Source organism: Pseudomonas sp. AN-1 (genome assembly GCF_034057115.1).
Taxonomy (GTDB): domain Bacteria; phylum Pseudomonadota; class Gammaproteobacteria; order Pseudomonadales; family Pseudomonadaceae; genus Geopseudomonas.
The window spans coordinates 2,536,950-2,559,974 of sequence record NZ_CP139195.1; the positions used below are offsets into that span (position 1 = coordinate 2,536,950).

Below are 23,025 nucleotides of genomic sequence, written 5' to 3' on the forward strand. Positions count from 1 at the left end.
GACCGGCGACGGTCGCGGCATCATAGAGTGGATTCGTTCCGACCCTCCCCCTTAGCATGGCGCTCCATTCGCCACTTCGCAGGAATCCCGCCATGACCACCCGACCCGATGCCCCGGCCCTGGCCGTCGACAGCCACTACGAACTCGACTACCGCGTGGCCGGCAGCGACTCGCCGCGCACCCTGTGCAGCGAGCCCGGCGACGACTTCCCCGACGTGCTGGCCACCGCGCGCATGGTCGGCCTGATGGAGCTGGCCGCCGCCCGCCTGATGCGCCCGCTGCTCGGGGACGGCGAGCTGTCGGTCGGCGTCGGCGTCGACGTCACCCACCTGGCCGCCACCCCGCTGTTCGAGACGGTGCGCGCCCGTGCCACCTTCCTCGGCATGGAGGGCAAGCTGTACGCCTTCCGCGTCGAGCTGCTCGATGCCGGCGGCAAGGTCGGCGAGGGCCGCCATACCCGCGCCATCGTCGCCACCGAGCGTCTGCTGAAGAGCACCGAGAAACGCCTGCAGGCCGCCCGCGAAGCCCGGGCATGACGCCCGCGCCCCGCGGATCAGGGTTTCCCCAGATCCGCGGGGGTCATGTATGCTTAGGGGCTTTCGTTACCCCCCTCTTTTCCAGTCCGGCAGAGCCATGCACGAACAGTATCAGCCCCGCGAGATCGAAGCCGCCGCGCAGTCCCACTGGGACGCGCACCAGTCCTTTGAGGTGAGTGAGCAGCCCGGCAAGGACACCTACTACTGCCTGTCGATGTTCCCCTACCCGAGCGGCAAGCTGCACATGGGCCACGTGCGCAACTACACCATCGGCGACGTGATCGCGCGCTACCAGCGCATGCTGGGCAAGAACGTGCTGCAGCCGATGGGCTGGGACGCCTTCGGCATGCCGGCGGAGAACGCCGCGATGCAGAACCAGGTGGCGCCGGCGGCCTGGACCTACGCCAACATCGACTACATGAAGACCCAGCTGAAGAGCCTGGGCCTGGCCGTCGACTGGTCGCGCGAGGTCACCACCTGCAAGCCGGACTACTACCGCTGGGAGCAGTGGCTGTTCACCCGCCTGTTCGAGAAGGGCGTGATCTACCGCAAGAACGGCACCGTCAACTGGGACCCGGTGGACCAGACCGTGCTGGCCAACGAGCAGGTGATCGACGGCCGCGGCTGGCGCTCGGGTGCGCTGATCGAGAAGCGCGAGATCCCCATGTACTACTTCCGCATCACCGCCTATGCGGAGGAGCTGCTCGCCGACCTCGACAAGCTCGACGGCTGGCCCGAGCAGGTCAAGACCATGCAGCGCAACTGGATCGGCAAGAGCTTCGGCGCCGACATCGAGTTCGACTACGACGCCGCGACCTGCGGTGGCGAGGGCCGCCTGAAGGTCTACTCGACCCGCCCGGACACCCTGATGGGCGCCACCTACGTGGCCGTGGCCGCCGAGCACGCGCTGGCCCAGCGCGCCGCCGAGGGCAACGCCGAGCTGGCCGCCTTCATCGCCGAATGCAAGTCCGGCTCGGTGGCCGAGGCCGACGTGGCGACCATGGAGAAGAAGGGCATGGCCACCGGCCAGTTCGTCGTCCATCCGCTGACCGGCGACAAGCTGCCGGTGTTCGTCGCCAACTACGTGCTGGCCGGCTACGGCGAAGGCGCAGTGATGGCAGTGCCGGCCCACGACGAGCGCGACTTCGAGTTCGCCAACAAGTACGGCCTGCCGATCGTGCAGGTCTACCGCCAGGCCGAGGGCGACGCCGCCTTCGACGCTGCCCAGTGGCAGGACTGGTACGCCGACAAGGCGAACCTGCTCACCGTCAACAGCGGCAAGTACGACAACCTGGAGTTCCAGGCCGCCTTCGACGCCATCGTCGCCGACCTGGAAGCCGCCAACCACGGCGAGAAGCAGACCCGCTTCCGCCTGCGCGACTGGGGCATCAGCCGCCAGCGCTACTGGGGCTGCCCGATCCCGATCATCCACTGCGACGCCTGCGGCGACGTGCCGGTGCCGGAAGACCAGCTGCCGGTGGTGCTGCCCGAGGACGTGGTGCCGGACGGCGCCGGCAGCCCGCTGGCACGCATGCCCGAGTTCTACAGCTGCAGCTGCCCGAAATGCGGCGCGCCGGCCAAGCGCGAAACCGACACCATGGACACCTTCGTCGAGTCGTCCTGGTACTACGCGCGCTACGCCTCGCCGCAGTTCGCGGGCGGCATGGTCGACAAGGCCGCGGCCAACCACTGGCTGCCGGTCGACCAGTACATCGGCGGCATCGAGCACGCCATCCTGCACCTGCTCTACGCGCGCTTCTTCCACAAGCTGATGCGCGACGAGGGCCTGGTCGACAGCGACGAGCCGTTCACCAACCTGCTGACCCAGGGCATGGTGATCGCCGAGACCTACTACCGCCTGCAGGAGAACGGCAGCAAGCTGTGGTTCAACCCGGCCGACGTCGAGGTCGACACCGACGCCAAAGGCAAGGCGATCGCCGCGCGCCTGAAGAGCGACGGCCTGCCGGTGGAAATCGGCGGCACCGAGAAGATGTCCAAGTCGAAGAACAACGGCGTCGACCCGCAGACCATGATCGAACAGTACGGCGCCGACACCTGCCGCCTGTTCATGATGTTCGCCGCTCCGCCGGAAATGAGCCTGGAGTGGTCCGACTCCGGCGTCGAGGGCGCCTCGCGCTTCCTGCGTCGCGTCTGGCGCCTGGCCCAGGCCCACGTCGCCGCCGGCCTGCCGGGCGCGCTGGACACCGCCGCGCTGAATGACGCGCAGAAGGAGATCCGCCGCGCCATCCACCTGGCCATCAAACAGGCAAGTACCGATATCGGCCAGTTCCGCAAGTTCAACACCGCCATCGCTCAGGTGATGACCCTGATGAACGTGCTGGAGAAGGCATCGACCGAGAGCGCGCAGGACCGCGCCCTGCTGCAGGAAGGCCTGGAGGCCGTGACCCTGCTGCTGGCGCCGATCACCCCGCATATCAGCCATGCCCTGTGGCAGGCGCTCGGCCACGGCGACGCGGTGATCGACGCCGCCTGGCCGGCGGTCGACGAGTCCGCCCTGGTGCAGGACACCCTGACCCTGGTGGTGCAGGTCAACGGCAAGCTGCGCGGCGAGATCCAGGTCGCCGCCGCCGCCAGCCGCGAGGAGGTCGAGGCCGCCGCGCGCGCCAACGAGAACGTGCTGCGCTTCACCGAAGGCGCGACCATCCGCAAGGTGATCGTAGTCCCCGGCAAGCTGGTCAACATCGTCGCCAACTGACCGACACCGTCCAACCTGCCGCCCGCCCCGCGCGGGCGGCGTTTCACACGAGGGATGCCTGATGAAACGTAGCCTGTCCGGCCTGCTGCTGGTGATGCTGACCACCCTGCTCACGGCCTGCGGCTTCCAGTTGCGCGGCACCGGCAGCGACGACTTCGCCCTGCAGGAGCTCGGCCTGAGCGCCCGCGACGCCTACGGCGAGACGGTCAAGGACGTGCGCCGCATGCTGGAAAGCAGCGGCGTGCGCGTGCACGGCGGCGCGCCCTACCAACTGGTGCTGGTGCGCGAGGACCAGCGCCAGCGCGCCGCCAGCTACACCAGTGCGGCGCGCAGCGCCGAGAACGAGCTGAGCGCCAGCCTCGACTACGAGGTGCGCAGCGGCAACCTGCTGCTGCTCGCCGACCGCCTCGAGGAGCAGAAGGTCTACGTGCACGACGCCAACAACCTGATCGGCTCCGACCAGGAGGCCCAGCAGCTGCGCGTCGAGATGCGCCGCGAGCTGGTCCAGCAACTGGCCATGCGCCTGCAGCAACTGAACCCGGCGCGCCTCGCCAAGCTGGAGGAAACCGCCCGCGCCAAGGCCGAAGCCGAGGCCCGCGCCGCCGCGGAAGCCGAGCGGCAGAGCGCGCCGACGGCTCCGGCCCGCTGATCGGACACGGGGCCTGCGGGCCCCGTTTTTCCTGCCGATGAAACTCAACCCCGCCCAACTGGCCAAGCACCTGCAGGGTCCGCTCGCCCCGGTCTACGCGGTCAGCGGCGACGACCCGCTGCTGTGCCAGGAGGCCTGCGACGCCATCCGCGCCGCCTGCCGCGCCCGCGACTTCAGCGAACGCCAGGTGTTCCACGCCGACGCCGGCTTCGACTGGAACCTGCTGCGCGAGGCCGGCGCCAGCCTGTCGCTGTTCGCCGAGAAACGCCTGCTCGAGCTGCGCCTGCCTTCCGGCAAGCCGGGCGACGACGGCGTCGCCGTGCTGCTCGACTACCTCGCCCGCCCTGCCGAGGACACCGTGCTGCTGCTCAGCCTGCCCAGGCTCGACGGCAAGACGCAGAAGAGCAAGTGGGCCAAGGCGCTGATCGACGGCGAGCACTGCCAGTTCGTGCAGGTCTGGCCGGTGGATGCCGCGCAGCTGCCGCAGTGGATCCGCCAGCGCCTGGCCCAGGCCGGCCTGTCGGCGAGTGCCGAGGCCATCGACCTGCTGGTGGCGCGCATCGAAGGCAACCTGCTGGCCGCGGTGCAGGAGATCGAGAAGCTCAAGCTGCTGGTCGAGGGCAACCAGCTGGATGCCGCCACCGTGCAGGCCAGCGTCGCCGACAGCGCGCGCTTCGACTTGTTCGGCCTGCTCGACGCGGCGCTGGCCGGCGAGGCGGCGCACGCCCTGCGCATGCTCGAGGGCCTGCGCGGCGAAGGCGTGGAGGCGCCGGTGATCCTCTGGGGCCTGGCGCGCGAGCTGCGCCTGCTCGCCGGCCTGGCCCAGCAGCATGGCCAGGGCCTGCCGCTGGAGCGGCTGATCGCCCAGGCCAGGCCGCCGATCTTCGGCAAGCGCCAGGGCCTGGTCGGCCGCGCCGTGCAGCGCCATCCGGCCAGCCGCTGGAACCAGCTGCTGCGCGACGCCCAGCGCATCGACGAGCAGATCAAGGGCCAGGCGCCCGGTAACGCCTGGAACGGCCTGGCGCAACTGACCCTGGCGATCGCCGGCGTGCGCCTCAACCTGCCCAGCGAATAGTTCCGCTCGATTTGCGCACGACATCACTGGACATTTTTCGTACAGCGGCCGATGATGCGCGCGCCGGCACGCTCGCCGGCTCCGCACGAGGAAAGGTCATGGCCAAGCCACGCAAAGCCGGCCCGAACAAGGCCAAATCCCTGGTCGCCCAGCCCCTGTTCCGCTGCCGCCAGGAACGACCCGCCAAGGGCAAGGGCAGCTACCGCCGCGAAGCCTTCCGGTTCACCGACCGGGAGGCTTCTTGCTATGCGGGCCCGGAAAAGCGCGCAGCCTGAGCCTCAGCTCCCACCGTCCTCCTCCTTCCTGTCCTTGTCCTCCTCCTTCCACGGCGCCTGCAGGTAGCGGGTGCGGTTGAAGGTCTCCAGCCACTCCGGGTAGTACACCACCAGCGCGGTGACCACCGTGCCGTTGATGAACGCCTCGGGGAACATGATCAGCCACAGGTAGCCGGCGAAGTCGTCCAGCCAGGGCGGCATCTGGTAGATGCCGTCCACCAGCAGCACGCCGAGGCCGGCCAGCAGCACCAGCACGGCCACCAGCGCCGCCGGGAAGAAGCCGCTGAAGAAGATGTAGACGAACAGGTTGCGCGGCTGCAGGCGCTCGACGCCGCGCGCGCAAGCCTCGGTGACCAGCACCGGGATGAGGATCAGCAGCACCGCGTTGACCCCCAGCGCCGCGGCATCCTGGCGGCCCAGGCCGACCAGCGCCAGCTGCGCGACGAAGGCCGACAGCACCGCCAGCGGCCAGTCGAGCAGCAGGGTCACCGCGGTCATGCCGATGAAGTGGAAGGACAGCCCGGAGGCGAAGTCGCGGCGCACCAGCCACAGCAGGAACAGCGCCAGCATGGTGCCGAACAGCAGGTGCTGGCGGCGGAAGTCGCTGAACAGCTCGACCCAGGGCGCATGCCACAGCGCCGCCAGCAGCAGCGGCAGGAACAGCAGGGCGCCCAGCCACAGGCTGGATTCGCTGAGCAGCGCGGCGGCGATCACGGCGCGACCTGCTCCAGCGCCGCGCGCAGCGCGAGCGCGTCGCTGAAGGTGCGCCGCTCGCGCAGCACGCCCTGCTCCAGCTGCAGCCAGAGCACGCCGCCCTCGGGCGCGGCGTACTGCGGCACCACCTGCGCCTCGCGGTCGAGCAGCACGCGGTAGCTGTAGTCGCGCATGGCCGGAATGGCGAACAGCTTGCCGATCAGCCCGGGCATGCGGCTGATGTCGGCGACGAACAGCGCCCGGCGCGCCTCCAGGTAGCCCTTGGGCCGCCCTTCCAGTGCGGCGTCGAGCAGCTTGGCGCCATCCATGCTGCGCGCCACCAGCAGGATGCGCAGGTCGTCGTTCAGGGTGTAGGGCGCGTCGAACTGATCGCTCAGGGTCCAGGGCGCCAGCCGCTCGCCGCTCTCCAGCGCCTGCGCGCTGCCGGCCAGCAGGGCCAGGCCCAGCCATATCCAGGGTTTCATCGTGGTTGCTCCAGGGTGGAAAAGACGCGGATGTCGTGGCGCTCGCCCCAGCCGCGGCGGGCGCGCCAGAAGGCCAGCGCCGCGGGCTCGCCATCGAGGACGAACACGTGGCTCTTGGCGATGCCCTGCGCCGCCAGGCGCGCCAGCACCGCGGCGATCAGCGCCGAGGCGATGCCGCGGCGCCGGTAGTACGGATCGACCGCCAGATGCTGCAGGTAGCCGCGCCGGCCGTCGTGGCCGGCCAGCAGGCTGCCGACGATGGCGCCATCCGCCTCGGCCACCAGGCTGAGGCCGGGATTGCGCGCCAGGTAGGCGCAGTAGGGTTCCAGGGCGTCCTCGGCGCGCAGCTGGATGCCCGGCGTGCGCGCCCACAGGGCGTGGAGGACGGCGTGATCGGCGGGGGTGGCTTCGCGCAGCTGCATGGCTACTCCGGGGGTCGCTATGCCGAGTTTACACCGCAGCCGCAGCGGCCAGAGCGGCTGCGACAACCTGGCGGGGCCGCCGGCGACTACACTTGCGGCATGGACGAACGCGACTACCTGCACCATCTGGTGCGCCAGGCCGAGGCGGCCACCGACTTTCTCTCCAACGGCCGCAAGTGGGAGCGCGAACGCTGGGTCTGCCAGCGCCTGCTGCAGGCGCTGAACATCGCCCACCGCACCGAGGACTTCGCCGCACCGGCCCAGCAGCCGCCGGACGTGCTGTACCGCGACGCCTGCTTCGAGGTGTTCTTCGTCATCGACGAGGGCCGGCGCCTCAACGACGAATGGCGCGAGGAGCTGGAGCGCCGCCGCGCCGCCCGCACCCTGGCCCAGCTGCAGCGCCACGAACCCCGGCCGCGGCGCATCCCACTGAGCGAGGTGCAGCAGCGTCTCGGCCCGACCCTGCGCAAGAAGGCGCACAACTACGACGAGCGCGGCATCGACCTCGGCGAACTGGACCTCCTCGCCTACATCAGCTTCAAGCGCGAGATCCCCGACTTCAACAGCGCCTTCCCGCCCCCCAGCGAGTACCTGCGCCAGGGCTGGCGCTCGCTGTCGATCGTCGGTCCCAACTACGCCCGCGTGCTGTTCGCCCACGCCGACGCCCCGGCTTTCCTGCGCGACAACCAAGCGCGCACCCTGCTGTTCGACGTGGAGATGGGGCTGTGAGCCTCTCCTCCCGGAGTCTTTCCTCCCAATGCGGCATTGAGCCGCACATGACGCAACGCCTAGAATGGTCGCATTGCCTTTTTTCGAGACTGCCATGTCCAGCCGTCTGAACCCCGAGGACCAGCGCCGGGTCGAGCACTATCTCAGCTCCCCGCAGCATCAGGTCAAGCGCCAGCCGTTCCGGCCCTGGCGCCTGATGCTCGCCCTGCTGGCCGTGGTCGTCGGCCTGGGCCTGCTGAGCCGCCTGCTGAGCTCGCTGGTCACATGACCCCTCGCCCCGCAGGCTGCCGCCAGTCGCTCCCGGTTTTTCCAAGCCTTGTGAGACATCCCCATGACCCATCACATCGTGATCGTCGGCGGCGGCGCCGGCGGGATCGAACTCGCCACCCGCCTGGGCCGCAGCCTGGGCAAGCGCGGCCAGGCGCGCATCACCCTGGTTGACGCCAACCTCACCCACATCTGGAAACCGCTGCTGCACGAGGTGGCCGCCGGCTCGCTGAACTCCTCGGAGGACGAGCTGAACTACGTGGCCCAGGCCAAGTGGAACCACTTCAAGTTCCAGCCCGGGCGCATGTGCGGCCTCGACCGCGCGCGCAAGACCATCCTGCTGGCCGCCAAGCATGACCAGAACGGCGTCGAGCAGGTGCCTGCGCGCGAGATCGCCTACGACACCCTGGTGCTGGCGGTCGGCAGCAAGACCAACGACTTCGGCACCCAAGGCGCCGCCGAGCACTGCCTGTTCCTCGACTCGCGCGACCAGGCCGAACGCTTCCACGACCTGCTCCTCGACCAGTACCTGTGCGCCCACGCCCAGGCGCGCCAGCACGGCAGCGCGCAGATCAACCTGGCCATCGTCGGCGCCGGCGCCACCGGCGTGGAGCTGGCCGCCGAACTGCACCATGCCGCCCTGCTGCTGGCCGACTACGGCCTGGATGGCATCCGCCCGGAAAACCTCAGCCTGACCCTGATCGAGGCCGGCCCGCGGGTGGTGCCGGCGCTGCCCGAGCGGCTCAGCGGCATCGTCCACGGCACCCTGGAGAAGCTCGGCATCAAGGTGCTGGTCAACTCGCCGGTCCGGGAAGTCACCGCCGAGGGCCTGCATACCGCCGACGGCCAGTTCGTGCCGGCCAGCCTCAAGGTCTGGGCCGCCGGCATCCGCGCCCCGGGCTTCCTGCGCGAGCTGGACGGCCTGGAAAGCAACCGCATCGACCAGCTGGTGGTGCTCCCGACCCTGCAGACCAGCCGCGACGAGAACATCTTCGCCCTCGGCGACTGCGCTGCCTGTCCGATGGCGGACGGCAAGAACGTGCCGCCGCGCGCCCAGGCGGCGCACCAGCAGGCCTCGCTGCTGGCCAAGTCGCTGGCGCGCCGCCTGCAGGGCGAACCGCTGCTGGAGTACCGCTACCGCGACTACGGCTCGCTGATCTCGCTGTCGAGCTTCAGCGCGGTGGGCAACCTGATGGGCAACCTGACCGGCGACGTGATGCTGGAGGGACGTCTGGCCCGCTGGTTCTACATCTCGCTGTATCGCCTGCACCAGATGGCGCTGTACGGCCCGTTCCGCACCCTGCTGCTGATGCTCAGCGACCGCCTCGGCCGCAGCACCGAGCCGCGTCTCAAGCTGCACTGACGGCAGTACCCGACCGGCGGCACAACCGCCGGTCGACCCGCTCAGATCGGCAAAAAACGCGCGCAAACAAAAAAGCCGGAAGGCCTCGCGGCGCTTCCAGCTTCTTGTCCTTCCGAGGAAGGGAATGTGGTGGGTCGTGTAGGGGTCGAACCTACGACCAATTGGTTAAAAGCCAACTGCTCTACCACTGAGCTAACGACCCAAAACTGGTCGGGGTAGAGAGATTCGAACTCCCGACATCCTGCTCCCAAAGCAGGCGCGCTACCGGACTGCGCTATACCCCGCCTGGAAGTTGGCTCCGCGACCTGGACTCGAACCAGGGACCCAGTGATTAACAGTCACTTGCTCTACCGACTGAGCTATCGCGGAACGTCGAGACTTCCAACCCTCTACGGTGATCGGTGTTACCGATTTCCCGTGTCAGTGGCGCGGCATTCTACGGATTTATAATTCTCCGTCAACCCCCTGCGGCATTTTTTTTCCATGCTTGGCAGAGCCCCCGGCACTTGTTATATGTGCACTCCTTTCGAGAGTACAGGGCGCGGGCCCGCCAGATCCTCCATGAGCCACACGCCACCGCCAGATTCTCCCGTTCCCCTCGCCCTTGCCGGGCGCAGCATCCGCCCACGCTTCGGCCAGCTGGAGCAGGGCTGCCGCCAACTGGTGATGAACCACCTCGACCAGCAGCTGGCATGCGCCTTCGAACAGGTCGACGACGCCCTGTTCGCCCAGGCCGAAAAGGCCGCCAACAACCTCGAGCAGGCGCTGTACTTCGACGGCATGCGCGCGGTGCGCCAGCAGCGCACGCAGATCGTGCGCCGCTTCCACCAGCAGCTCGCCGGCGGCTTCGCCGCCTACCTCGAGGGCCTCAATCCCAACAGCGCCACTCCGCCGCCCGAGGAGCGCCAGCCGCTGTCGCTGCTGGCCCACGAGGAGCTCGAGGAGAACGTGCTGCTGACCAACATGGTCAAGCGCTGCCGACACCACTGCCAGGCGCTGCTGCCCGCGCTGGAGGAGCGCCTGGCCCAGCTGTGCCCGGACCCGCAGGCCGCCCTGCACGAGGACAGCCCCTTCTCTCCCGAGGCCGTCGCCGGGGCCTTCCGCCTGGCCCTGCCTGGCGAAGGCCTGCCGCTGGCGATCCGCCGCGTCCTCTATGCGCTGTTCGAGCAGCAGGTCATGGCCTCGCTGGACGAGCTGTACACGGCCCTCGACCGGCGCCTGCGCGAGGCCGGCATCCTGCCCCGCCAGGAAGAGCGGCCGACCCGGCCTCGCCACCCGGCGCCGCCCGTGCAGCGCAGCGAGCGCCCGGCCGCCCAGCTGGCGCCGGTCGCCACCGCGACGACGGCGCAGCCCGCCAGCGAGAGCGCCCAGCTGTTCCAGGGCGTCACCCGCCTGCTCGGCCGGCGCCACCAGGGACCGCCGGCCGCCACAGCGGAGGCGCCGCCCCGCGCCGCGCTGCCGCTCCCCGAGCTGCCCCGGGCCGGCACCTACAGCGAGTCCGAACTGCTGGCGGCACTCAACCGCCTGCAGCAGATCAGCGCGCGCGACATCGATAGCCAGCTGCAGCAGCCTCAGGACGTGACGCAACTGCGGGCACGCCTGCAGGCCGAGCTGGAGGCGGCCTGCACCCTGCCCGGCCAGCAGCTGCGCGCCGACGATGCCGACATCATCGACCTGGTCGGCATGCTGTTCGCCTTCATCCTCGACGACCCCGGCCTGCCGGACCGCTGCAAGACGGTGCTGTCGCACCTGCACACGCCCTATCTGAAGCTGGCGCTGCGCGACCGCGAGCTGTTCACCCGCGACGACCATCCGGCGCGGCGCCTGCTCGACAGCATGGCCCGGGCCGGCGCCCGCTTCGTCGAGGACAGCGACGCCTCCGGGCTGCTGGCGAAGATGCAGGACATCGTCGAGCACATCATCCAGGACCTCGGCGGCGAGCGCGCCGGCTTCGAGCGCCTGCTCGAGGAGTTCGAGACGCACCTGCGCCGTCTGCAGCAGCGCGTCGAGCTGCGCGAGCACCGCACCCTGAGCGCCGCCCGCGGCCGCGATCGCCTGTACGCCGCCCGCCGCCGGGCCGGCGAGCAGATCCGCCAGACCCTGATCGGTCGCTCGCTGCCACCGCTGATCCAGGCACTGCTGGAGAACAGCTGGCACGACCTGCTGGCGCTGATCCACCTGCGTCAGGGCGAGCAGAGCGAGGAATGGCGGCGCGCCTGCCTGACCGGCGAACAGCTGGCCTGGAGCGTCACGCCGCTCGACCGCAGCGGTCGCGAGCGTCTGCAGCGCGAGCGCCTGGAACTGCTGGAAGCGCTGCGCGGCGGCCTGATGCAGCTGGGCTGCCTGAGCGACGAGGAGATCCGCCGCCTGCTGCAGGACGTGGTCACCTGCCAGCACGCCGTGCAGGCCCGCCAGCCCGAACTGGCCGCCCGCCTGCTGGCCCGGCTGCCCGACAGCCCGCTCGGCGCGCTGCTGCACGAGCAGGGCGAGAACGCCGAGGCCGCGGCCGGCGAGGGACAACTGTCGGCGGAGCTGGAAGCCCAGCTGGAGCAGCTGCGGGCCCTGCCGTTCGGCAGCCTGTTCGCCTTCCACGAGGACGGTCAGGTACACCGCCTGCGCCTGTCCTGGGTCAGCCCGGCGACCCGCCACTATCTGTTCATCGACCCCTGCGGCGAGCACAGCCGCACCTGGCCGGCGGCGCGCCTGGCCCGCGCCCTGCAGGACGGCAGCGTGCGCCTGCTCGGCGAACCGAGCGACACCCCGCTGATGGAGCGCGCCCTGCAGGCGATCTACCGGGTGCTGCAGCGCCTGGAAGAGCCCCGGCCGGCCGGCGACTGAGCCCTGCAGACGACGACGGCGCCCTGCGGCGCCGTCGTCGTTTTCCATGAACCCGCCGCGGGGCGGGGCGCCCCGCGACGCGGCGCATTCTCAGGCGAAGACGATCTGCTCGCCCTCGACCCGCGCGTGGATGGTCGCCCCGGGGGCGAACTCGCCGGCGAGGATCTGCTGCGCCAGCGGGTTCTCGATCCAGCGCTGGATCGCACGCTTGAGCGGACGCGCGCCATACACCGGGTCGTAGCCGACGGCGATCAGCTTCTCCAGCGCCTCCGGGGTCAGCTCCAGGCTCAGCTCGCGCTCGGCCAGCCGGCTACGCAGGCGCGACAGCTGGATCTCGGCGATGCCGCCGATCTGCTCCTTGCCCAGCGGATCGAACACCACCACCTCGTCGATGCGGTTGATGAACTCCGGGCGGAAGTGGTGGCTGACCGCATCCATCACCGCGGCGCGCTGCGCCTCCGGATCGCCGACCAGCTCCTGGATCTGCGCCGAGCCGAGGTTGGAGGTCATCACCACCACGGTGTTCTTGAAGTCCACGGTGCGGCCCTGGCTGTCGGTCAGTCGGCCGTCTTCGAGCACCTGCAGCAGCACGTTGAACACGTCCGGGTGGGCCTTCTCCACCTCGTCCATGAGGATCACCGAGTACGGCTTGCGACGCACCGCCTCGGTCAGATAGCCGCCCTCCTCGTAGCCGACGTAGCCGGGCGGCGCGCCGATCAGACGGGCCACCGAGTGCTTCTCCATGAACTCGGACATGTCGATGCGCACCATCGCCTCCTCGGTGTCGAAGAGGAACTCGGCCAGCGCCTTGCACAGCTCGGTCTTGCCCACCCCGGTCGGGCCGAGGAACAGGAACGAGCCGCTGGGTCGATTCGGGTCGGCCAGGCCGGCGCGCGAGCGGCGCACCGCGTTGGACACCGCGACCACCGCCTCGTGCTGGCCGATCACCCGCCTGTGCAGCTCGGCCTCCATGCGCAGCAGCTTGTCGCGCTCGCCCTCCATCATCTTGGCCACCGGGATGCCGGTCCACTTGGACACCACCTCGGCGATCTCCTCGTCGGTCACGCGGTTGCGCAGCAGCTGCTTCTCCCTCTGCTCGCCGCTGTCGACGCTGGCCAGCTTGCGCTCCAGCTCGGGAATCACGCCGTACTGCAGCTCGGCCATGCGCTGCAGATTGCCCTGGCGGCGGGCGGCCTCCATGTCTGCCTTGGCCTGCTCGAGCTGCTGCTGGACCTGCGCCGAGCCCTGTACCTCGGCCTTCTCCGACTTCCAGATTTCCTCGAGGTCGGCGTACTCGCGCTCCAGCTTGGCGATGTCCTCCTCGAGCTTGGCCAGACGCTTGCGGGTGGCCTCGTCGGTTTCCTTCTTCAGCGCCTCGCGCTCGATCTTCAGCTGGATCAGCCGGCGATCCAGGCGGTCCAGCTCCTCGGGCTTGGAGTCGATCTCCATGCGGATGCGGCTGGCCGCCTCGTCGATCAGGTCGATGGCCTTGTCCGGCAGTTGGCGGTCGGTGATGTAGCGGTGGCTCAGTTTCGCGGCGGCGATGATCGCGCCGTCGGTGATGGTCACCCCGTGGTGCACCTCGTAGCGCTCCTTGAGGCCACGCAGGATGGCGATGGTGTCCTCCTCGCTCGGCTCGTCGACCAGCACCTTCTGGAAGCGGCGCTCCAGCGCGGCGTCCTTCTCCACGTACTGGCGGTACTCGTCGAGGGTGGTGGCGCCCACGCAGTGCAGCTCGCCGCGCGCCAGCGCCGGCTTGAGCATGTTGCCGGCGTCCATCGAGCCCTCGGCCTTGCCGGCCCCCACCATCGTATGCAGCTCGTCGATGAACAGGATCACCCGGCCTTCCTGCTTGCCCAGTTCGTTGAGCACCGCCTTGAGGCGCTCCTCGAACTCGCCGCGGAACTTGGCACCGGCGATCAGCGCGCCCATGTCCAGCGACAGCAGGCGCTTGTCCTTGAGGCCGTCGGGCACCTCGCCGTTGACGATGCGCTGGGCCAGCCCCTCGACGATGGCGGTCTTGCCGACGCCCGGCTCGCCGATCAGCACCGGGTTGTTCTTGGTCCGGCGCTGCAGGACCTGGATGGTGCGACGGATCTCGTCGTCGCGGCCGATCACCGGATCGAGCTTGCCGTCCTCGGCGCGCTTGGTCATGTCGATGGTGTACTTGTCCAGCGCCTGGCGCGACTCCTCGGCGTTGGGGTCGTTGACCGCCTCGCCGCCACGCAGGTTGGCGATGGCGTTCTCCAGCGCCTGCTTGCTCACCCCCTGGGCCAGCAGCAGCTTGCCGAGGCGGGTGGCGTTGTCCAGCGCGGCGAGCAGCACCAGCTCGCTGGAGATGTACTGGTCGCCTTTCTGCTGGGCCAGCTTGTCGGCCAGGTTGAGCAGGCGGGCGAGATCCTGCGACATGTTCACGTCGCCGGTGGGGTTCTGGATCTTCGGCAGGTCGTCGAGCGCCTTGGCCAGCGCCTGGCGCAGGGCGGCGATGTCGAAGCCGACCTGCATCAGCAGCGGGCGGATCGAGCCGCCCTGCTGCTCGAGCAGGGCGGACATCAGGTGCAGCGGCTCGATGGCGCTGTGGTCGCGGCCCACGGCCAGCGACTGGGCATCGGACAAGGCCAGTTGCAGTTTGCTGGTCAAACGGTCGATACGCATGGGGTCGTCCTTCGCAAGCAGCGGCGGAACGAGCGGCCGGCACCCGGCTACAACCCGATCCGCCAGGGGAATTGGGTTGCAGGATAGATGAGGACGATTACAGGCGATTCAAGGGGCGGGCATTTGACCGGGATCAAGCGGGGCGCAACGCGTCCCGGCGGCGCATCAGGCCGGCTCCAGCCAGATCAGGCTGGCCTGGCGCCCGGTGCGCGGCGCGCGGCGGTAGGAGTAGAAGCGTTCGGCGTCGGTGAAGGTGCACAGCCCGCCGCCGTACACCGTGGTGACGCCGACGGCGGCCAGGCGGAGGCGCGCCAGCCGGTAGAGGTCGGCCATGTAGCGCCCGGCGCTGGCGCTGGGCACAAAGGCCGCGGCGGCCTCGGCATGCTGCGCGACGAAGGCCTCGCGCACCTCGGCGCCGACCTCGAAGGCCTGCGGGCCGATGGCCGGGCCCAGCCAGGCCAGCACCTGATCGGCCGGGCAGCCCAGCGCGGCGACGGTGGCCTCCAGCACCCCGGCGGCCAGCCCGCGCCAGCCGGCATGGGCCGCGGCGACCCGCGTGCCGTCACGGTCGCAGAACAGCACCGGCAGGCAGTCGGCGGTCATGCTGGTGCAGGCCACCCCGGGGGTGGCGCTCCAGCAGGCGTCGGCCTCGGCCACCTGCGCCGGGTCGGCCTCGACCACGCTCACGCCATGCACCTGGCTGAGCCAGGCGGCGCGGCAGCCGAGCAGCGCCTGCAGGCGGCGACGGTTCTCGGCCACCGCGGCCGGCTCGTCGCCGACATGGTCGCCGAGGTTGAGCGCAGCGAACGGTGCCGGGCTGACGCCGCCGGCCCGCGTGGTCACGCAGGCGCGCACCCTGGCCGGTGCCGGCCAGTCGGGGATCAGCAGATCACCGAGGCTCAGGCTCATCCGATGAAGGCCTCGCGGTCGCCGCGCAGCAGGTTGAGCAGCTCGACGAAGTCGTCCGGAAGCTCCGACTCCCAGCCCATGCGCTCGCCAGTGACCGGGTGATCCAGTTCGAGGAAGCGCGCATGCAGGGCCTGGCGCGGGTAGTCGCGCAACGACTGCACCAGCAGCGGGTTGGCCGCCGGCGGAATGCGGAAGCGACCGCCGTAGACCGGATCGCCGACCAGCGGGAAATGCACGTAGGCCATGTGCACGCGGATCTGGTGGGTACGCCCGGTCTCCAGCTTGACCCGCACGTGGGTGTGCGCGCGGAAGCGCTCGAGCACCCGGTAGTGGCTGACCGCCGGCTTGCCGGTGCTGGTCACCGCCATCTTCTGGCGCTGCTGCGGATGGCGTCCGATGGGGGCATCGACCTTGCCGCCGGAGGTGACCACGCCGACCACGATGGCCTCGTAGATGCGGCTGACGCTGCGCGCCTGCAGCTGGGCGACCAGCTGGGTGTGCGCCTCGAGGGTCTTGGCCACCACCATCAGGCCGGTGGTGTCCTTGTCCAGGCGGTGGACGATGCCGGCGCGCGGCACGCTGGCCAGGCCCGGCACATGGTGCAGCAGGGCGTTGAGCAGGGTGCCGTCGGCATGCCCGGCGGCCGGATGCACCACCAGGCCGGCCGGCTTGTCGATCACCAGCAACTGCTCGTCCTCGTAGACGATGTTGAGGGCGATGTCCTGGGCCAGATGCTCGACCTGGGCCTCGCGCTCGGCCTCGAGCTGCAGCACGGCACCGCCGTGGACGATGTCGCGCGGGCGCAGCACGGCGCCGTCGACGGTGAGGCGGCCGTCCTTGATCCACCCGGCCAGGCGCGAGCGCGAATGTTCGGGGAAGAGCTGGGCGGCGATCTGGTCGAGGCGTTGCCCGCCCAGCTCGGACGGCACCTCGGCACGCAATTGGATGAGTTCGGACATGGCGGACATCGGGAGGGCCGTGCGGCTTTGGTTGGCCACAGGCTTGTGGTTAAATACGGCGTCTTTTGCCCAGAGGATTCTGGGCTGCCAATCATATCAGGCCGGTCCCCGTCACGCACCCGGCCCCAGGGAACCCAAGCGCCATGCAAGTGAAACACCTGCTGCTGATCGCCACCCTCGCCCTCACCGCGGCCTGCTCCTCCAAGCAGGTGATCGACGAGAACCTCAGCGAGACCGAGCTGTACCAGCAGGCGCAGGAACACCTGGGCAACGATAGCTACACCAGTGCCGTCGACACCCTCAAGGCCCTGGAATCGCGCTACCCGTTCGGCCGCTACGCCGAACAGGCCCAGCTCGAACTGATCTACGCCTACTACCAGAACCAGGAGCCGGAAGCCGCCAAGGCCGCCGCCGAGCGCTTCATCCGCCTGCATCCGCAGCACCCGGACGCCGACTACGCCTGGTACCTCAAGGGCCTGTCGTCGTTCGACAAGGACCGCGGCCTGCTGGCCCGCTTCCTGCCGCTGGACATGACCAAGCGCGACCCGGGCGCGGCGCGCGACTCGTTCAACGAGTTCGCCCAACTGGTCGCCCGCTACCCGAACAGCCGCTACGCCCCGGACGCCAAGGCGCGCATGATCTACCTGCGCAACCTGCTGGCCGCCTACGAGATGCACGTGGCGCACTACTACCTCAAGCGCCAGGCCTACGTCGCCGCCGCCAACCGCGGCCGCTACGTGGTGGAGAACTTCCAGGAAACCCCGGCGGTCGGCGACGGCCTGGCGGTGATGACCGAGTCCTACCAGCGCCTCGGCCTCGACGACCTGGCGGCCACCAGCCTGGCCACCCTCAAGCTCAACTATCCGGAGCACCCGACCCTGGAAAGCGGCGAGTTCGTGCCGACCGAGCAGGAAGCCGACACCCGCTCCTGGCTGAGCAAGGCGACCCTCGGCCTGATCGAGAGCGAGGCGCCGCTGCCGCCCGGCCAGACCCGCGCCAGCCAGGACATGGAGCGCCAGTACCAGGAAGCGCTGGACGCCCTGCCCGCGGAGCTGGAGCCGGAAGACGCCGCCGAGGCCCCCGCCGCCGAGGAAGCCGAAGCACCCAGGCGTTCCTGGCGCAGCCGCCTGACCTTCGGCCTGTTCGACTGAACCCGAAGCGCGACCACAAAAAAGGGAGACTCGTTCGAGTCTCCCTTTTTCATTGGCGACTGCCTGTCACTCGCCGAGGCGCCAGCCCGAGGTGATCGGGTAGCGGCGGTCGCGACCGAAGCCGCGCTGGGTGATGCGCGGGCCGACCGCGGCCTGGCGGCGCTTGTACTCGTTGAGATCGACCAGGCGCAGGATCTTGCGCACGGTATCGGCGGCGAAGCCGCGGGCGATGATGGCGTCGGCCGACAGGTCCTCCTCGACGTACAGACGCAGGATCTCGTCGAGCACCGGATAGGGCGCCAGCGAATCCTCGTCCTTCTGGTCCGGCGCCAGCTCGGCCGATGGCGGACGGTCGATCACCCGCTGCGGGATCACCTCGCCGGCCAGGCTGTTGCGGTACTGGCAGAGGCGGAACACCAGGGTCTTGGGCACGTCCTTGAGCACGTCGAAGCCGCCGGCCATGTCGCCGTACAGGGTGCAGTAGCCCACCGCCACCTCGCTCTTGTTGCCGGTGGTCAGCACCAGGTAGCCCTTCTTGTTGGAGATCGCCATCAGCAGGGTGCCGCGGCAGCGCGCCTGCAGGTTCTCCTCGGTGGTGTCGCGGCCGAGACCGGCGAACACCGGCGCCAGGGTGTCCATGAACGCCTCGACCATCGGCGCGATCGGCAGCACCTGGTAGCTCACGCCCAAGGTGCGCGCCTCGGCCTCGGCGTCCTCGAGGCTCATCTGCGCGGTGTAGCGGTAGGGCATCATCACCGCCTCCACCTTGTCGGCGCCGAGGGCATCCACGGCGATGGCCAGGGTCAGCGCCGAGTCGACGCCGCCGGACAGGCCGAGCACCACGCCCTTGAAGCCGTTCTTGTGCACGTAGTCGCGCACGCCGAGCACCAGCGCGCCGTACACGCTGGCCTCCTCGCCGGCCAGCGCCGCGCAGGCGCCGGGCTGCGGCTGCACCAGCTCGTCGTCGACCCGCAGCTCGGCGAGGAACAGCCCCTCCTCGCAGGCCGGCGCACGCTGCAGCACGTGGCCGCCGGGGGCCACCACGCAGGAGCCGCCGTCGAACACCAGCTCGTCCTGGCCACCGACCTGATTGACGTAGACCACCGGCATGCCGCCTTCGGCAGCGCGTGCCGCCAGGGTCGCCTCGCGCTCGGCCTGCTTGCCGAGGTGGAACGGCGAGGCATTCATGTTCAGCATCAGCCGCGCACCGGCATCGCGCGCCGCGGCCATCGGCTCGGGGTGCCAGATGTCCTCGCAGATGCTCAGCGCCACCGGCACGCCGGCGATGTCCACCACGCAGGGCGCCTCGCCGGCGTCGAAGTAGCGCTTCTCGTCGAACACCTGGTAGTTGGGCAGTTTCTGCTTGCAGTAGCGCGCCACCACGGCGCCGTCGTCGAGCAGGGCGCAGGCGTTGTAGCGCCGCTCGCCGTCGACCCACGGGAAGCCGACCAGCAGGCGGATGCCGCGCACTTCGCGGCACAGGCGCTCCAGCGCCGCCTCGATGCGCAGCTGCATGCTGGCGCGCAGCAGCAGGTCCTCCGGCGGATAGCCGCACAGCGACAGCTCGGGGAACACGATCACGTCGGCCTGCCACTGCGCCCGGGCGCGCCCGGCCGCCTCGATGATGCGCTCGACGTTGCCGTGGACATCGCCGACGCGCAGGTTGAGCTGGGCCATGGCGACCCGCAGGACTTGACTCATGCTGCTCTCCAGTTGATGGCGCGCGCCGGGGTCGTCTACCCCGCCCGCCGCGCCTGATGCGAGGGCAGCATTGTCCCGCAACGGCCACAGCCGACACAACGCACAGTCGCGGCGGACGGTGCTGGGCTCGCCCCGCCGGCGACGCTACACTGGCGCCCGTTTCCGTCCAGCCACGAGAGCACCATGGCTCGCCTACTGTCCCTGATCGCCCTGCTGGCCATCGCCTGGTGGCTGTGGCGGCGCTTCACCCGGCCGCAGCGCCCGCAGCCGCCCGCCGCCCCCAAGGCCCAGCCGATGGTGCGCTGCGCCCAGTGCGGCGTGCACGTGCCCCGCGCCGAGGCCCTCGCCCACGACAACCGCTGGTACTGCAGCCGTGCCCACCTCGAACAGGACAATCCCCCTGAACAGCGCTGAACTCTGGGCGCCGAGCGCCGAGCAGGGCCAGCGCATCCTGCGTCTGTACCACCTGTACCGGCTGAGCGTCGGCCTGGCCCTGGTGCTGCTGATCTCCAGCGACATGCACCGCGAGCTGCTGGAGATGGCCGATCCCCAGCTGTTCCGCTTCGGCAGTTGGGCCTACCTGGCGATCAACGTGGTGCTCGGCGTGCTGCTGCAGCAGACCTGCCGCTCGCTGGCGCTGTTCGCCCTGGCGCTGTTCGACGTGACCCTGCTCAGCACCCTGTTCTACGCCGGCGGCGGCCTGTCCAGCGGCCTGGCGCCGCTGCTGGTGATCTCGGTGGCGATCGCCAACAGCATGCTGCGCGGGCGCCTGGGCCTGGTGATCGCCGCGCTGGCCAGCAGCGGGCTGATCTACCTGACCTTCTACCTCAGCCTCAGCAAGTCGGCCGCCGCCAGCCAGTACGTGCAGGCCGGCGCCCTCGGCGCGCTGTGCTTCGCCGCCGCGCTGATCATCCAGGCCCTCGGCCGCCGCCTGCAGCAGAGCGAGAGCCTGGCCCGCCGCCACGCCGCCGACGTCGCCGACCTGCAGGCGCTCAACGCGCTGATCCTGCAGCGCATGCGCACCGGCATCCTGGTCCTCGACCCGCAGCGCCGCGTGCTGCTGGCCAACCCCAGCAGCCTGACCCTGCTCGGCCAGCGCCAGCTGGTGACCCAGTCGCTCGACGAACACTGCCCGGCCCTGCTCGAGTGCCTGCACCAGTGGCAGGAAAACCCCGCGCTGCGTCCGCAGACCCTGCAGGGCTTCGCCGAAGGCCCGGCGCTGCAGCCGAGCTTCGTCCCGCTGCAGCGCAAGGGCGAGCGCAACCTGCTGATCTTCCTCGAGGACGTCTCGCAGATCGCCCAGCAGGCGCAGCAGCTCAAGCTGGCCGCCCTCGGCCGCCTCAGCGCCGGCATCGCCCACGAGATCCGCAACCCGCTGGGCGCCATCAGCCACGCCGCCCAGCTGCTGCAGGAAGCCGAGGATCTCGGCCCGGCGGACCGCCGCCTGACCCAGATCATCCTCGACCACTCGCGGCGCATGAACCTGGTGATCGAGAACGTCCTGCAGCTGTCGCGCCGCCGCGAGGCCGAGCCGCAGCTGCTCGACCTGCGCTACTGGCTGCACCGCTTCGCCGGCGAGCTGCGCGAAAGCCGGCGCGGCGACGCGGTGCTGCACCTGGAGTGCGCGACCGGCTCGATCCAGACGCGCATGGACCCGCAGCAGCTGACCCAGATCCTCACCAACCTGGTGCAGAACGGCCTGCGCCACAGCGCGCGCAAGCACGACAAGGGGCAGGTCTGGCTGCGCCTGTTCCGCGACGAGCAGACCCAGCTGCCGGTGCTCGAGGTGGTCGACGACGGCGACGGCATCCCGCCGGAGCAGCGCGGCAACCTGTTCGAACCCTTCTTCAGCACCGAGAGCAAGGGCACCGGCCTCGGCCTGTACATCTCCCGCGAGCTGTGCGAGAGCAACCGCGCCCGCCTCGACTACGTGCCCCGCGAAGGCAGCGGCGCCTGCTTCCGCATCACCTTTGCCCATCCGAAGACCGCGAGCTGACCATGGCGCAACGAGCCCTGATCGTCGACGACGAACCCGACATCCGCGAACTGCTGGAAATCACCCTCGGCCGCATGAAGCTGGACACCCGCTGCGCGCGCAACGTCAAGGAAGCGCGCGAGTGGCTGGCGCGCGAGCCGTTCGACCTGTGCCTGACCGACATGCGCCTGCCCGACGGCACCGGCCAGGAACTGGTGCAGCTGATCCAGCAGCGCTACCCGCAGACGCCGGTGGCGATGATCACCGCCTACGGCAGCGTCGACACCGCGATCGACGCGCTCAAGGCCGGCGCCTTCGACTTCCTCACCAAGCCGGTCGACCTCGGCCGCCTGCGCGAGCTGGTGGCCACCGCCCTGCGCCTGCGCGCCCCGCAGTCGGCGGCGGAAGCCGGAGGCTCGGTGGACAGCCGCCTGCTCGGCGACTCGCCGCCGATGCGCGCCCTGCGCAAGCAGATCGCCAAGCTGTCGCGCAGCCAGGCGCCGGTGTACATCAGCGGCGAGTCGGGCAGCGGCAAGGAGCTGGTGGCGCGGCTGATCCACGAACTCGGCCCGCGCGCCGACAAGCCGTTCGTGCCGGTCAACTGCGGCGCCATCCCCTCGGAGCTGATGGAGAGCGAGTTCTTCGGCCACCGCAAGGGCAGCTTCACCGGCGCAGTGGAGGACAAGCCCGGCCTGTTCAAGGCCGCCGACGGCGGCACCCTGTTCCTCGACGAGGTGGCCGACCTGCCGCTGCCGATGCAGGTCAAGCTGCTGCGCGCCATCCAGGAGAAGGCCGTGCGCGCGGTCGGCGGCCAGCAGGAGCTGGCGGTGGACGTGCGCATCCTCAGCGCCACCCACAAGGACCTGGCCGCCGAGGTCGCCGCCGGGCGCTTCCGCCAGGATCTCTACTACCGCCTCAACGTCATCGAACTGGGCGTGCCGCCGCTGCGCGAGCGCCGCGAGGACATCCCGCTGCTCGCCGAGCGCGCCCTCGCCCGCCTGGCCGCCGACTGCGGCCTGGAACCGGCGCGCCTCTCCGCCGAGGCGCTGGAGAAGCTCAAGAGCTACCGCTTCCCCGGCAACGTGCGCGAGCTGGAGAACATGCTCGAGCGCGCCTACACCCTCTGCGAGGACGACCTGATCCAGGCCAGCGACCTGCGCCTGGGCGACGCCCCCGCCGCCAGCGCCAGCGGCGAAGCCGCCGGCCAGCTGACGCAGATCGACGACCTCGAGGACTTCCTCGAGAACATCGAGCGCCAGGCGATCATGCAGGCGCTCGAGGAAACCCGCTGGAACCGCACCGCCGCCGCCCAGCGCCTCGGCCTGTCGTTCCGCTCGATGCGCTACCGGCTTAAGAAGCTCGGCATCGACTGATCCCCGCCGCGCCCCTCGCCGGGGCGCCGGCTCCTCGCCCACGCCTCCGCAACCCCGCACGGGGCAGGCCCGCGCCTGCTCGCACCGCGAGCCGATGGCCGCGGCGCCCCGGCGCGAACCCGCCCGCGACCGCCTCCCAGCGGCCCATCGACGCACCATTTTCGAACCCTGAAAGCCCCAATTCCGTGCACATAAGCAGCACGAACAACCCTTCAAAATCGGCATATGCAAGGCCGCATTTACATAAAAGCACC

20 protein-coding genes and 3 tRNA genes are annotated in these 23,025 nt (G+C 70.0%); 13 read left to right on the top strand and 10 right to left on the bottom strand.

Features of this window, described 5'->3' with window-relative positions:
- The first annotated feature begins 92 nt into the window (after nucleotides 1-92).
- From SK095_RS11890 to arfA, 5 genes are all read left to right on the top strand, one after another.
- Nucleotides 93-536, top strand: coding sequence for a thioesterase family protein (locus SK095_RS11890; protein ID WP_320546418.1), 444 nt, complete (start codon nucleotides 93-95; stop codon nucleotides 534-536).
- Between the two features lie 97 nt (nucleotides 537-633).
- The gene (leuS, locus tag SK095_RS11895) at nucleotides 634-3,252 is read left to right on the top strand and encodes a leucine--tRNA ligase (protein WP_320546419.1); all 2,619 of its coding nucleotides are present in this window, start codon (nucleotides 634-636) and stop codon (nucleotides 3,250-3,252) included.
- A 61-nt stretch (nucleotides 3,253-3,313) separates the two neighbouring features.
- A complete protein-coding gene (gene lptE, locus SK095_RS11900) occupies nucleotides 3,314-3,901 on the top strand; it encodes an LPS assembly lipoprotein LptE (protein ID WP_320546420.1) in 588 nt (195 codons plus the stop codon).
- A 37-nt stretch (nucleotides 3,902-3,938) separates the two neighbouring features.
- A complete protein-coding gene (gene holA, locus SK095_RS11905; protein ID WP_320546421.1) occupies nucleotides 3,939-4,976 on the top strand; it encodes a DNA polymerase III subunit delta in 1,038 nt (345 codons plus the stop codon).
- A 98-nt stretch (nucleotides 4,977-5,074) separates the two neighbouring features.
- Entirely contained in the window at nucleotides 5,075-5,251 is a 177-nt protein-coding gene (gene arfA / locus SK095_RS11910) for an alternative ribosome rescue factor ArfA (protein ID WP_136491399.1), read from the top strand.
- Nucleotides 5,252-5,254: 3 nt separating this feature from the next.
- Here the strand turns inward: arfA and SK095_RS11915 are convergent, their stop codons facing one another.
- The 3 genes from SK095_RS11915 to SK095_RS11925 are packed head-to-tail and all read right to left on the bottom strand — an operon-like array spanning nucleotide 5,255 to nucleotide 6,851.
- Nucleotides 5,255-5,965 (bottom strand): energy-coupling factor ABC transporter permease, encoded by a 711-nt coding sequence (locus tag SK095_RS11915; RefSeq protein ID WP_320546422.1) that lies wholly within the window; start codon nucleotides 5,963-5,965, stop codon nucleotides 5,255-5,257.
- Nucleotides 5,962-6,429 carry an FAD/FMN-containing dehydrogenase gene (locus SK095_RS11920; protein WP_136491397.1) on the bottom strand — a complete coding sequence of 156 codons (468 nt, stop codon included), beginning with the start codon at nucleotides 6,427-6,429 and terminating at the stop codon, nucleotides 5,962-5,964. Before SK095_RS11920 ends, SK095_RS11915 begins: the two co-directional genes overlap by 4 nt.
- Nucleotides 6,426-6,851, bottom strand: a complete 426-nt coding sequence (locus tag SK095_RS11925; protein ID WP_320546423.1) for a GNAT family N-acetyltransferase — start codon at nucleotides 6,849-6,851, stop codon at nucleotides 6,426-6,428. The genes SK095_RS11920 and SK095_RS11925 overlap by 4 nt, the downstream gene beginning before the upstream one ends.
- Before the next feature lie 99 nt (nucleotides 6,852-6,950).
- On the opposite strand from SK095_RS11925, the gene SK095_RS11930 reads away from it, so the two are divergent.
- The 3 genes from SK095_RS11930 (at nucleotide 6,951) to SK095_RS11940 (ending at nucleotide 9,210) form a co-directional block, all read left to right on the top strand.
- On the top strand, nucleotides 6,951-7,580 hold the full coding sequence (locus SK095_RS11930; RefSeq protein WP_136491395.1) for a DUF1780 domain-containing protein: 630 nt from the start codon (nucleotides 6,951-6,953) through the stop codon (nucleotides 7,578-7,580).
- A gap of 94 nt (nucleotides 7,581-7,674) precedes the next feature.
- The gene (locus SK095_RS11935) at nucleotides 7,675-7,848 is read left to right on the top strand and encodes a DUF3094 family protein (RefSeq protein WP_136491394.1); all 174 of its coding nucleotides are present in this window, start codon (nucleotides 7,675-7,677) and stop codon (nucleotides 7,846-7,848) included.
- 63 nt (nucleotides 7,849-7,911) lie between these two features.
- Nucleotides 7,912-9,210, top strand: coding sequence for an NAD(P)/FAD-dependent oxidoreductase (locus SK095_RS11940; protein ID WP_320546424.1), 1,299 nt, complete (start codon nucleotides 7,912-7,914; stop codon nucleotides 9,208-9,210).
- Between the two features lie 127 nt (nucleotides 9,211-9,337).
- Here the strand turns inward: SK095_RS11940 and SK095_RS11945 are convergent.
- From SK095_RS11945 to SK095_RS11955, 3 genes are all read right to left on the bottom strand, one after another.
- Nucleotides 9,338-9,412, bottom strand: a tRNA-Lys gene (locus tag SK095_RS11945).
- Nucleotides 9,413-9,417: 5 nt separating this feature from the next.
- Nucleotides 9,418-9,494: transfer RNA gene (locus SK095_RS11950), tRNA-Pro, on the bottom strand.
- A 9-nt stretch (nucleotides 9,495-9,503) separates the two neighbouring features.
- Nucleotides 9,504-9,579 (bottom strand) — tRNA-Asn (locus SK095_RS11955).
- 192 nt (nucleotides 9,580-9,771) lie between these two features.
- Between SK095_RS11955 and SK095_RS11960 the strand changes: the two genes are divergently transcribed.
- The gene (locus SK095_RS11960; RefSeq protein WP_201487850.1) at nucleotides 9,772-12,048 is read left to right on the top strand and encodes a DUF1631 domain-containing protein; all 2,277 of its coding nucleotides are present in this window, start codon (nucleotides 9,772-9,774) and stop codon (nucleotides 12,046-12,048) included.
- 90 nt (nucleotides 12,049-12,138) lie between these two features.
- Here the strand turns inward: SK095_RS11960 and clpB are convergent, their stop codons facing one another.
- The 3 genes from clpB to rluD all read right to left on the bottom strand — a co-directional run bounded on the left by clpB (nucleotide 12,139) and on the right by rluD (nucleotide 16,571).
- Complete coding sequence (clpB, locus tag SK095_RS11965; RefSeq protein ID WP_320546425.1) at nucleotides 12,139-14,703, bottom strand: ATP-dependent chaperone ClpB; 2,565 nt, start codon at nucleotides 14,701-14,703, stop codon at nucleotides 12,139-12,141.
- Nucleotides 14,704-14,868: 165 nt separating this feature from the next.
- Nucleotides 14,869-15,612 (bottom strand): peptidoglycan editing factor PgeF, encoded by a 744-nt coding sequence (gene pgeF, locus SK095_RS11970; protein ID WP_136490837.1) that lies wholly within the window; start codon nucleotides 15,610-15,612, stop codon nucleotides 14,869-14,871.
- Nucleotides 15,609-16,571, bottom strand: a complete 963-nt coding sequence (rluD, locus tag SK095_RS11975; RefSeq protein ID WP_136490838.1) for a 23S rRNA pseudouridine(1911/1915/1917) synthase RluD — start codon at nucleotides 16,569-16,571, stop codon at nucleotides 15,609-15,611. The genes pgeF and rluD overlap by 4 nt, the downstream gene beginning before the upstream one ends.
- A 143-nt stretch (nucleotides 16,572-16,714) precedes the next feature.
- Between rluD and SK095_RS11980 the strand changes: the two genes are divergently transcribed.
- Nucleotides 16,715-17,722, top strand: a complete 1,008-nt coding sequence (locus SK095_RS11980; protein ID WP_136490839.1) for an outer membrane protein assembly factor BamD — start codon at nucleotides 16,715-16,717, stop codon at nucleotides 17,720-17,722.
- Nucleotides 17,723-17,788: 66 nt separating this feature from the next.
- Here the strand turns inward: SK095_RS11980 and SK095_RS11985 are convergent, their stop codons facing one another.
- On the bottom strand, nucleotides 17,789-19,423 hold the full coding sequence (locus SK095_RS11985) for an NAD+ synthase (RefSeq protein WP_136490840.1): 1,635 nt from the start codon (nucleotides 19,421-19,423) through the stop codon (nucleotides 17,789-17,791).
- A gap of 183 nt (nucleotides 19,424-19,606) precedes the next feature.
- Here SK095_RS11985 and SK095_RS11990 point away from each other — a divergent pair, with 183 nt between their 5' ends.
- Genes SK095_RS11990 through SK095_RS12000 form a run of 3 tightly spaced genes read left to right on the top strand, consistent with a single transcriptional unit; the run spans nucleotide 19,607 to nucleotide 22,771 of the window.
- On the top strand, nucleotides 19,607-19,837 hold the full coding sequence (locus tag SK095_RS11990) for a PP0621 family protein (RefSeq protein ID WP_136490841.1): 231 nt from the start codon (nucleotides 19,607-19,609) through the stop codon (nucleotides 19,835-19,837).
- Nucleotides 19,824-21,419, top strand: a complete 1,596-nt coding sequence (locus tag SK095_RS11995) for a sensor histidine kinase (RefSeq protein WP_136490854.1) — start codon at nucleotides 19,824-19,826, stop codon at nucleotides 21,417-21,419. Before SK095_RS11990 ends, SK095_RS11995 begins: the two co-directional genes overlap by 14 nt.
- Before the next feature lie 2 nt (nucleotides 21,420-21,421).
- The gene (locus SK095_RS12000; RefSeq protein ID WP_136490842.1) at nucleotides 21,422-22,771 is read left to right on the top strand and encodes a sigma-54-dependent transcriptional regulator; all 1,350 of its coding nucleotides are present in this window, start codon (nucleotides 21,422-21,424) and stop codon (nucleotides 22,769-22,771) included.
- The last annotated feature ends 254 nt before the right edge of the window (nucleotides 22,772-23,025 follow it).

Excerpts from the sequence above, each read along its gene's own strand:
- SK095_RS11930 (WP_136491395.1), top strand. The coding sequence starts at position 6,951 with ATGGACGAACGCGACTACCTGCACCATCTGGTGCGCCAGGCCGAGGCG.
- SK095_RS11980 (WP_136490839.1), top strand. The coding sequence starts at position 16,715 with ATGCAAGTGAAACACCTGCTGCTGATCGCCACCCTCGCCCTCACCGCG.
- arfA (WP_136491399.1), top strand. The coding sequence starts at position 5,075 with ATGGCCAAGCCACGCAAAGCCGGCCCGAACAAGGCCAAATCCCTGGTC.
- holA (WP_320546421.1), top strand. The coding sequence starts at position 3,939 with ATGAAACTCAACCCCGCCCAACTGGCCAAGCACCTGCAGGGTCCGCTC.
- pgeF (WP_136490837.1), bottom strand. The coding sequence starts at position 15,612 with ATGAGCCTGAGCCTCGGTGATCTGCTGATCCCCGACTGGCCGGCACCG.
- leuS (WP_320546419.1), top strand. The coding sequence starts at position 634 with ATGCACGAACAGTATCAGCCCCGCGAGATCGAAGCCGCCGCGCAGTCC.
- SK095_RS11985 (WP_136490840.1), bottom strand. The coding sequence starts at position 19,423 with ATGAGTCAAGTCCTGCGGGTCGCCATGGCCCAGCTCAACCTGCGCGTC.
- lptE (WP_320546420.1), top strand. The coding sequence starts at position 3,314 with ATGAAACGTAGCCTGTCCGGCCTGCTGCTGGTGATGCTGACCACCCTG.
- SK095_RS11935 (WP_136491394.1), top strand. The coding sequence starts at position 7,675 with ATGTCCAGCCGTCTGAACCCCGAGGACCAGCGCCGGGTCGAGCACTAT.
- SK095_RS11890 (WP_320546418.1), top strand. The coding sequence starts at position 93 with ATGACCACCCGACCCGATGCCCCGGCCCTGGCCGTCGACAGCCACTAC.
- SK095_RS11920 (WP_136491397.1), bottom strand. The coding sequence starts at position 6,429 with ATGAAACCCTGGATATGGCTGGGCCTGGCCCTGCTGGCCGGCAGCGCG.
- SK095_RS11925 (WP_320546423.1), bottom strand. The coding sequence starts at position 6,851 with ATGCAGCTGCGCGAAGCCACCCCCGCCGATCACGCCGTCCTCCACGCC.
- SK095_RS12000 (WP_136490842.1), top strand. The coding sequence starts at position 21,422 with ATGGCGCAACGAGCCCTGATCGTCGACGACGAACCCGACATCCGCGAA.
- clpB (WP_320546425.1), bottom strand. The coding sequence starts at position 14,703 with ATGCGTATCGACCGTTTGACCAGCAAACTGCAACTGGCCTTGTCCGAT.
- rluD (WP_136490838.1), bottom strand. The coding sequence starts at position 16,571 with ATGTCCGAACTCATCCAATTGCGTGCCGAGGTGCCGTCCGAGCTGGGC.
- SK095_RS11960 (WP_201487850.1), top strand. The coding sequence starts at position 9,772 with ATGAGCCACACGCCACCGCCAGATTCTCCCGTTCCCCTCGCCCTTGCC.
- SK095_RS11940 (WP_320546424.1), top strand. The coding sequence starts at position 7,912 with ATGACCCATCACATCGTGATCGTCGGCGGCGGCGCCGGCGGGATCGAA.
- SK095_RS11990 (WP_136490841.1), top strand. The coding sequence starts at position 19,607 with ATGGCTCGCCTACTGTCCCTGATCGCCCTGCTGGCCATCGCCTGGTGG.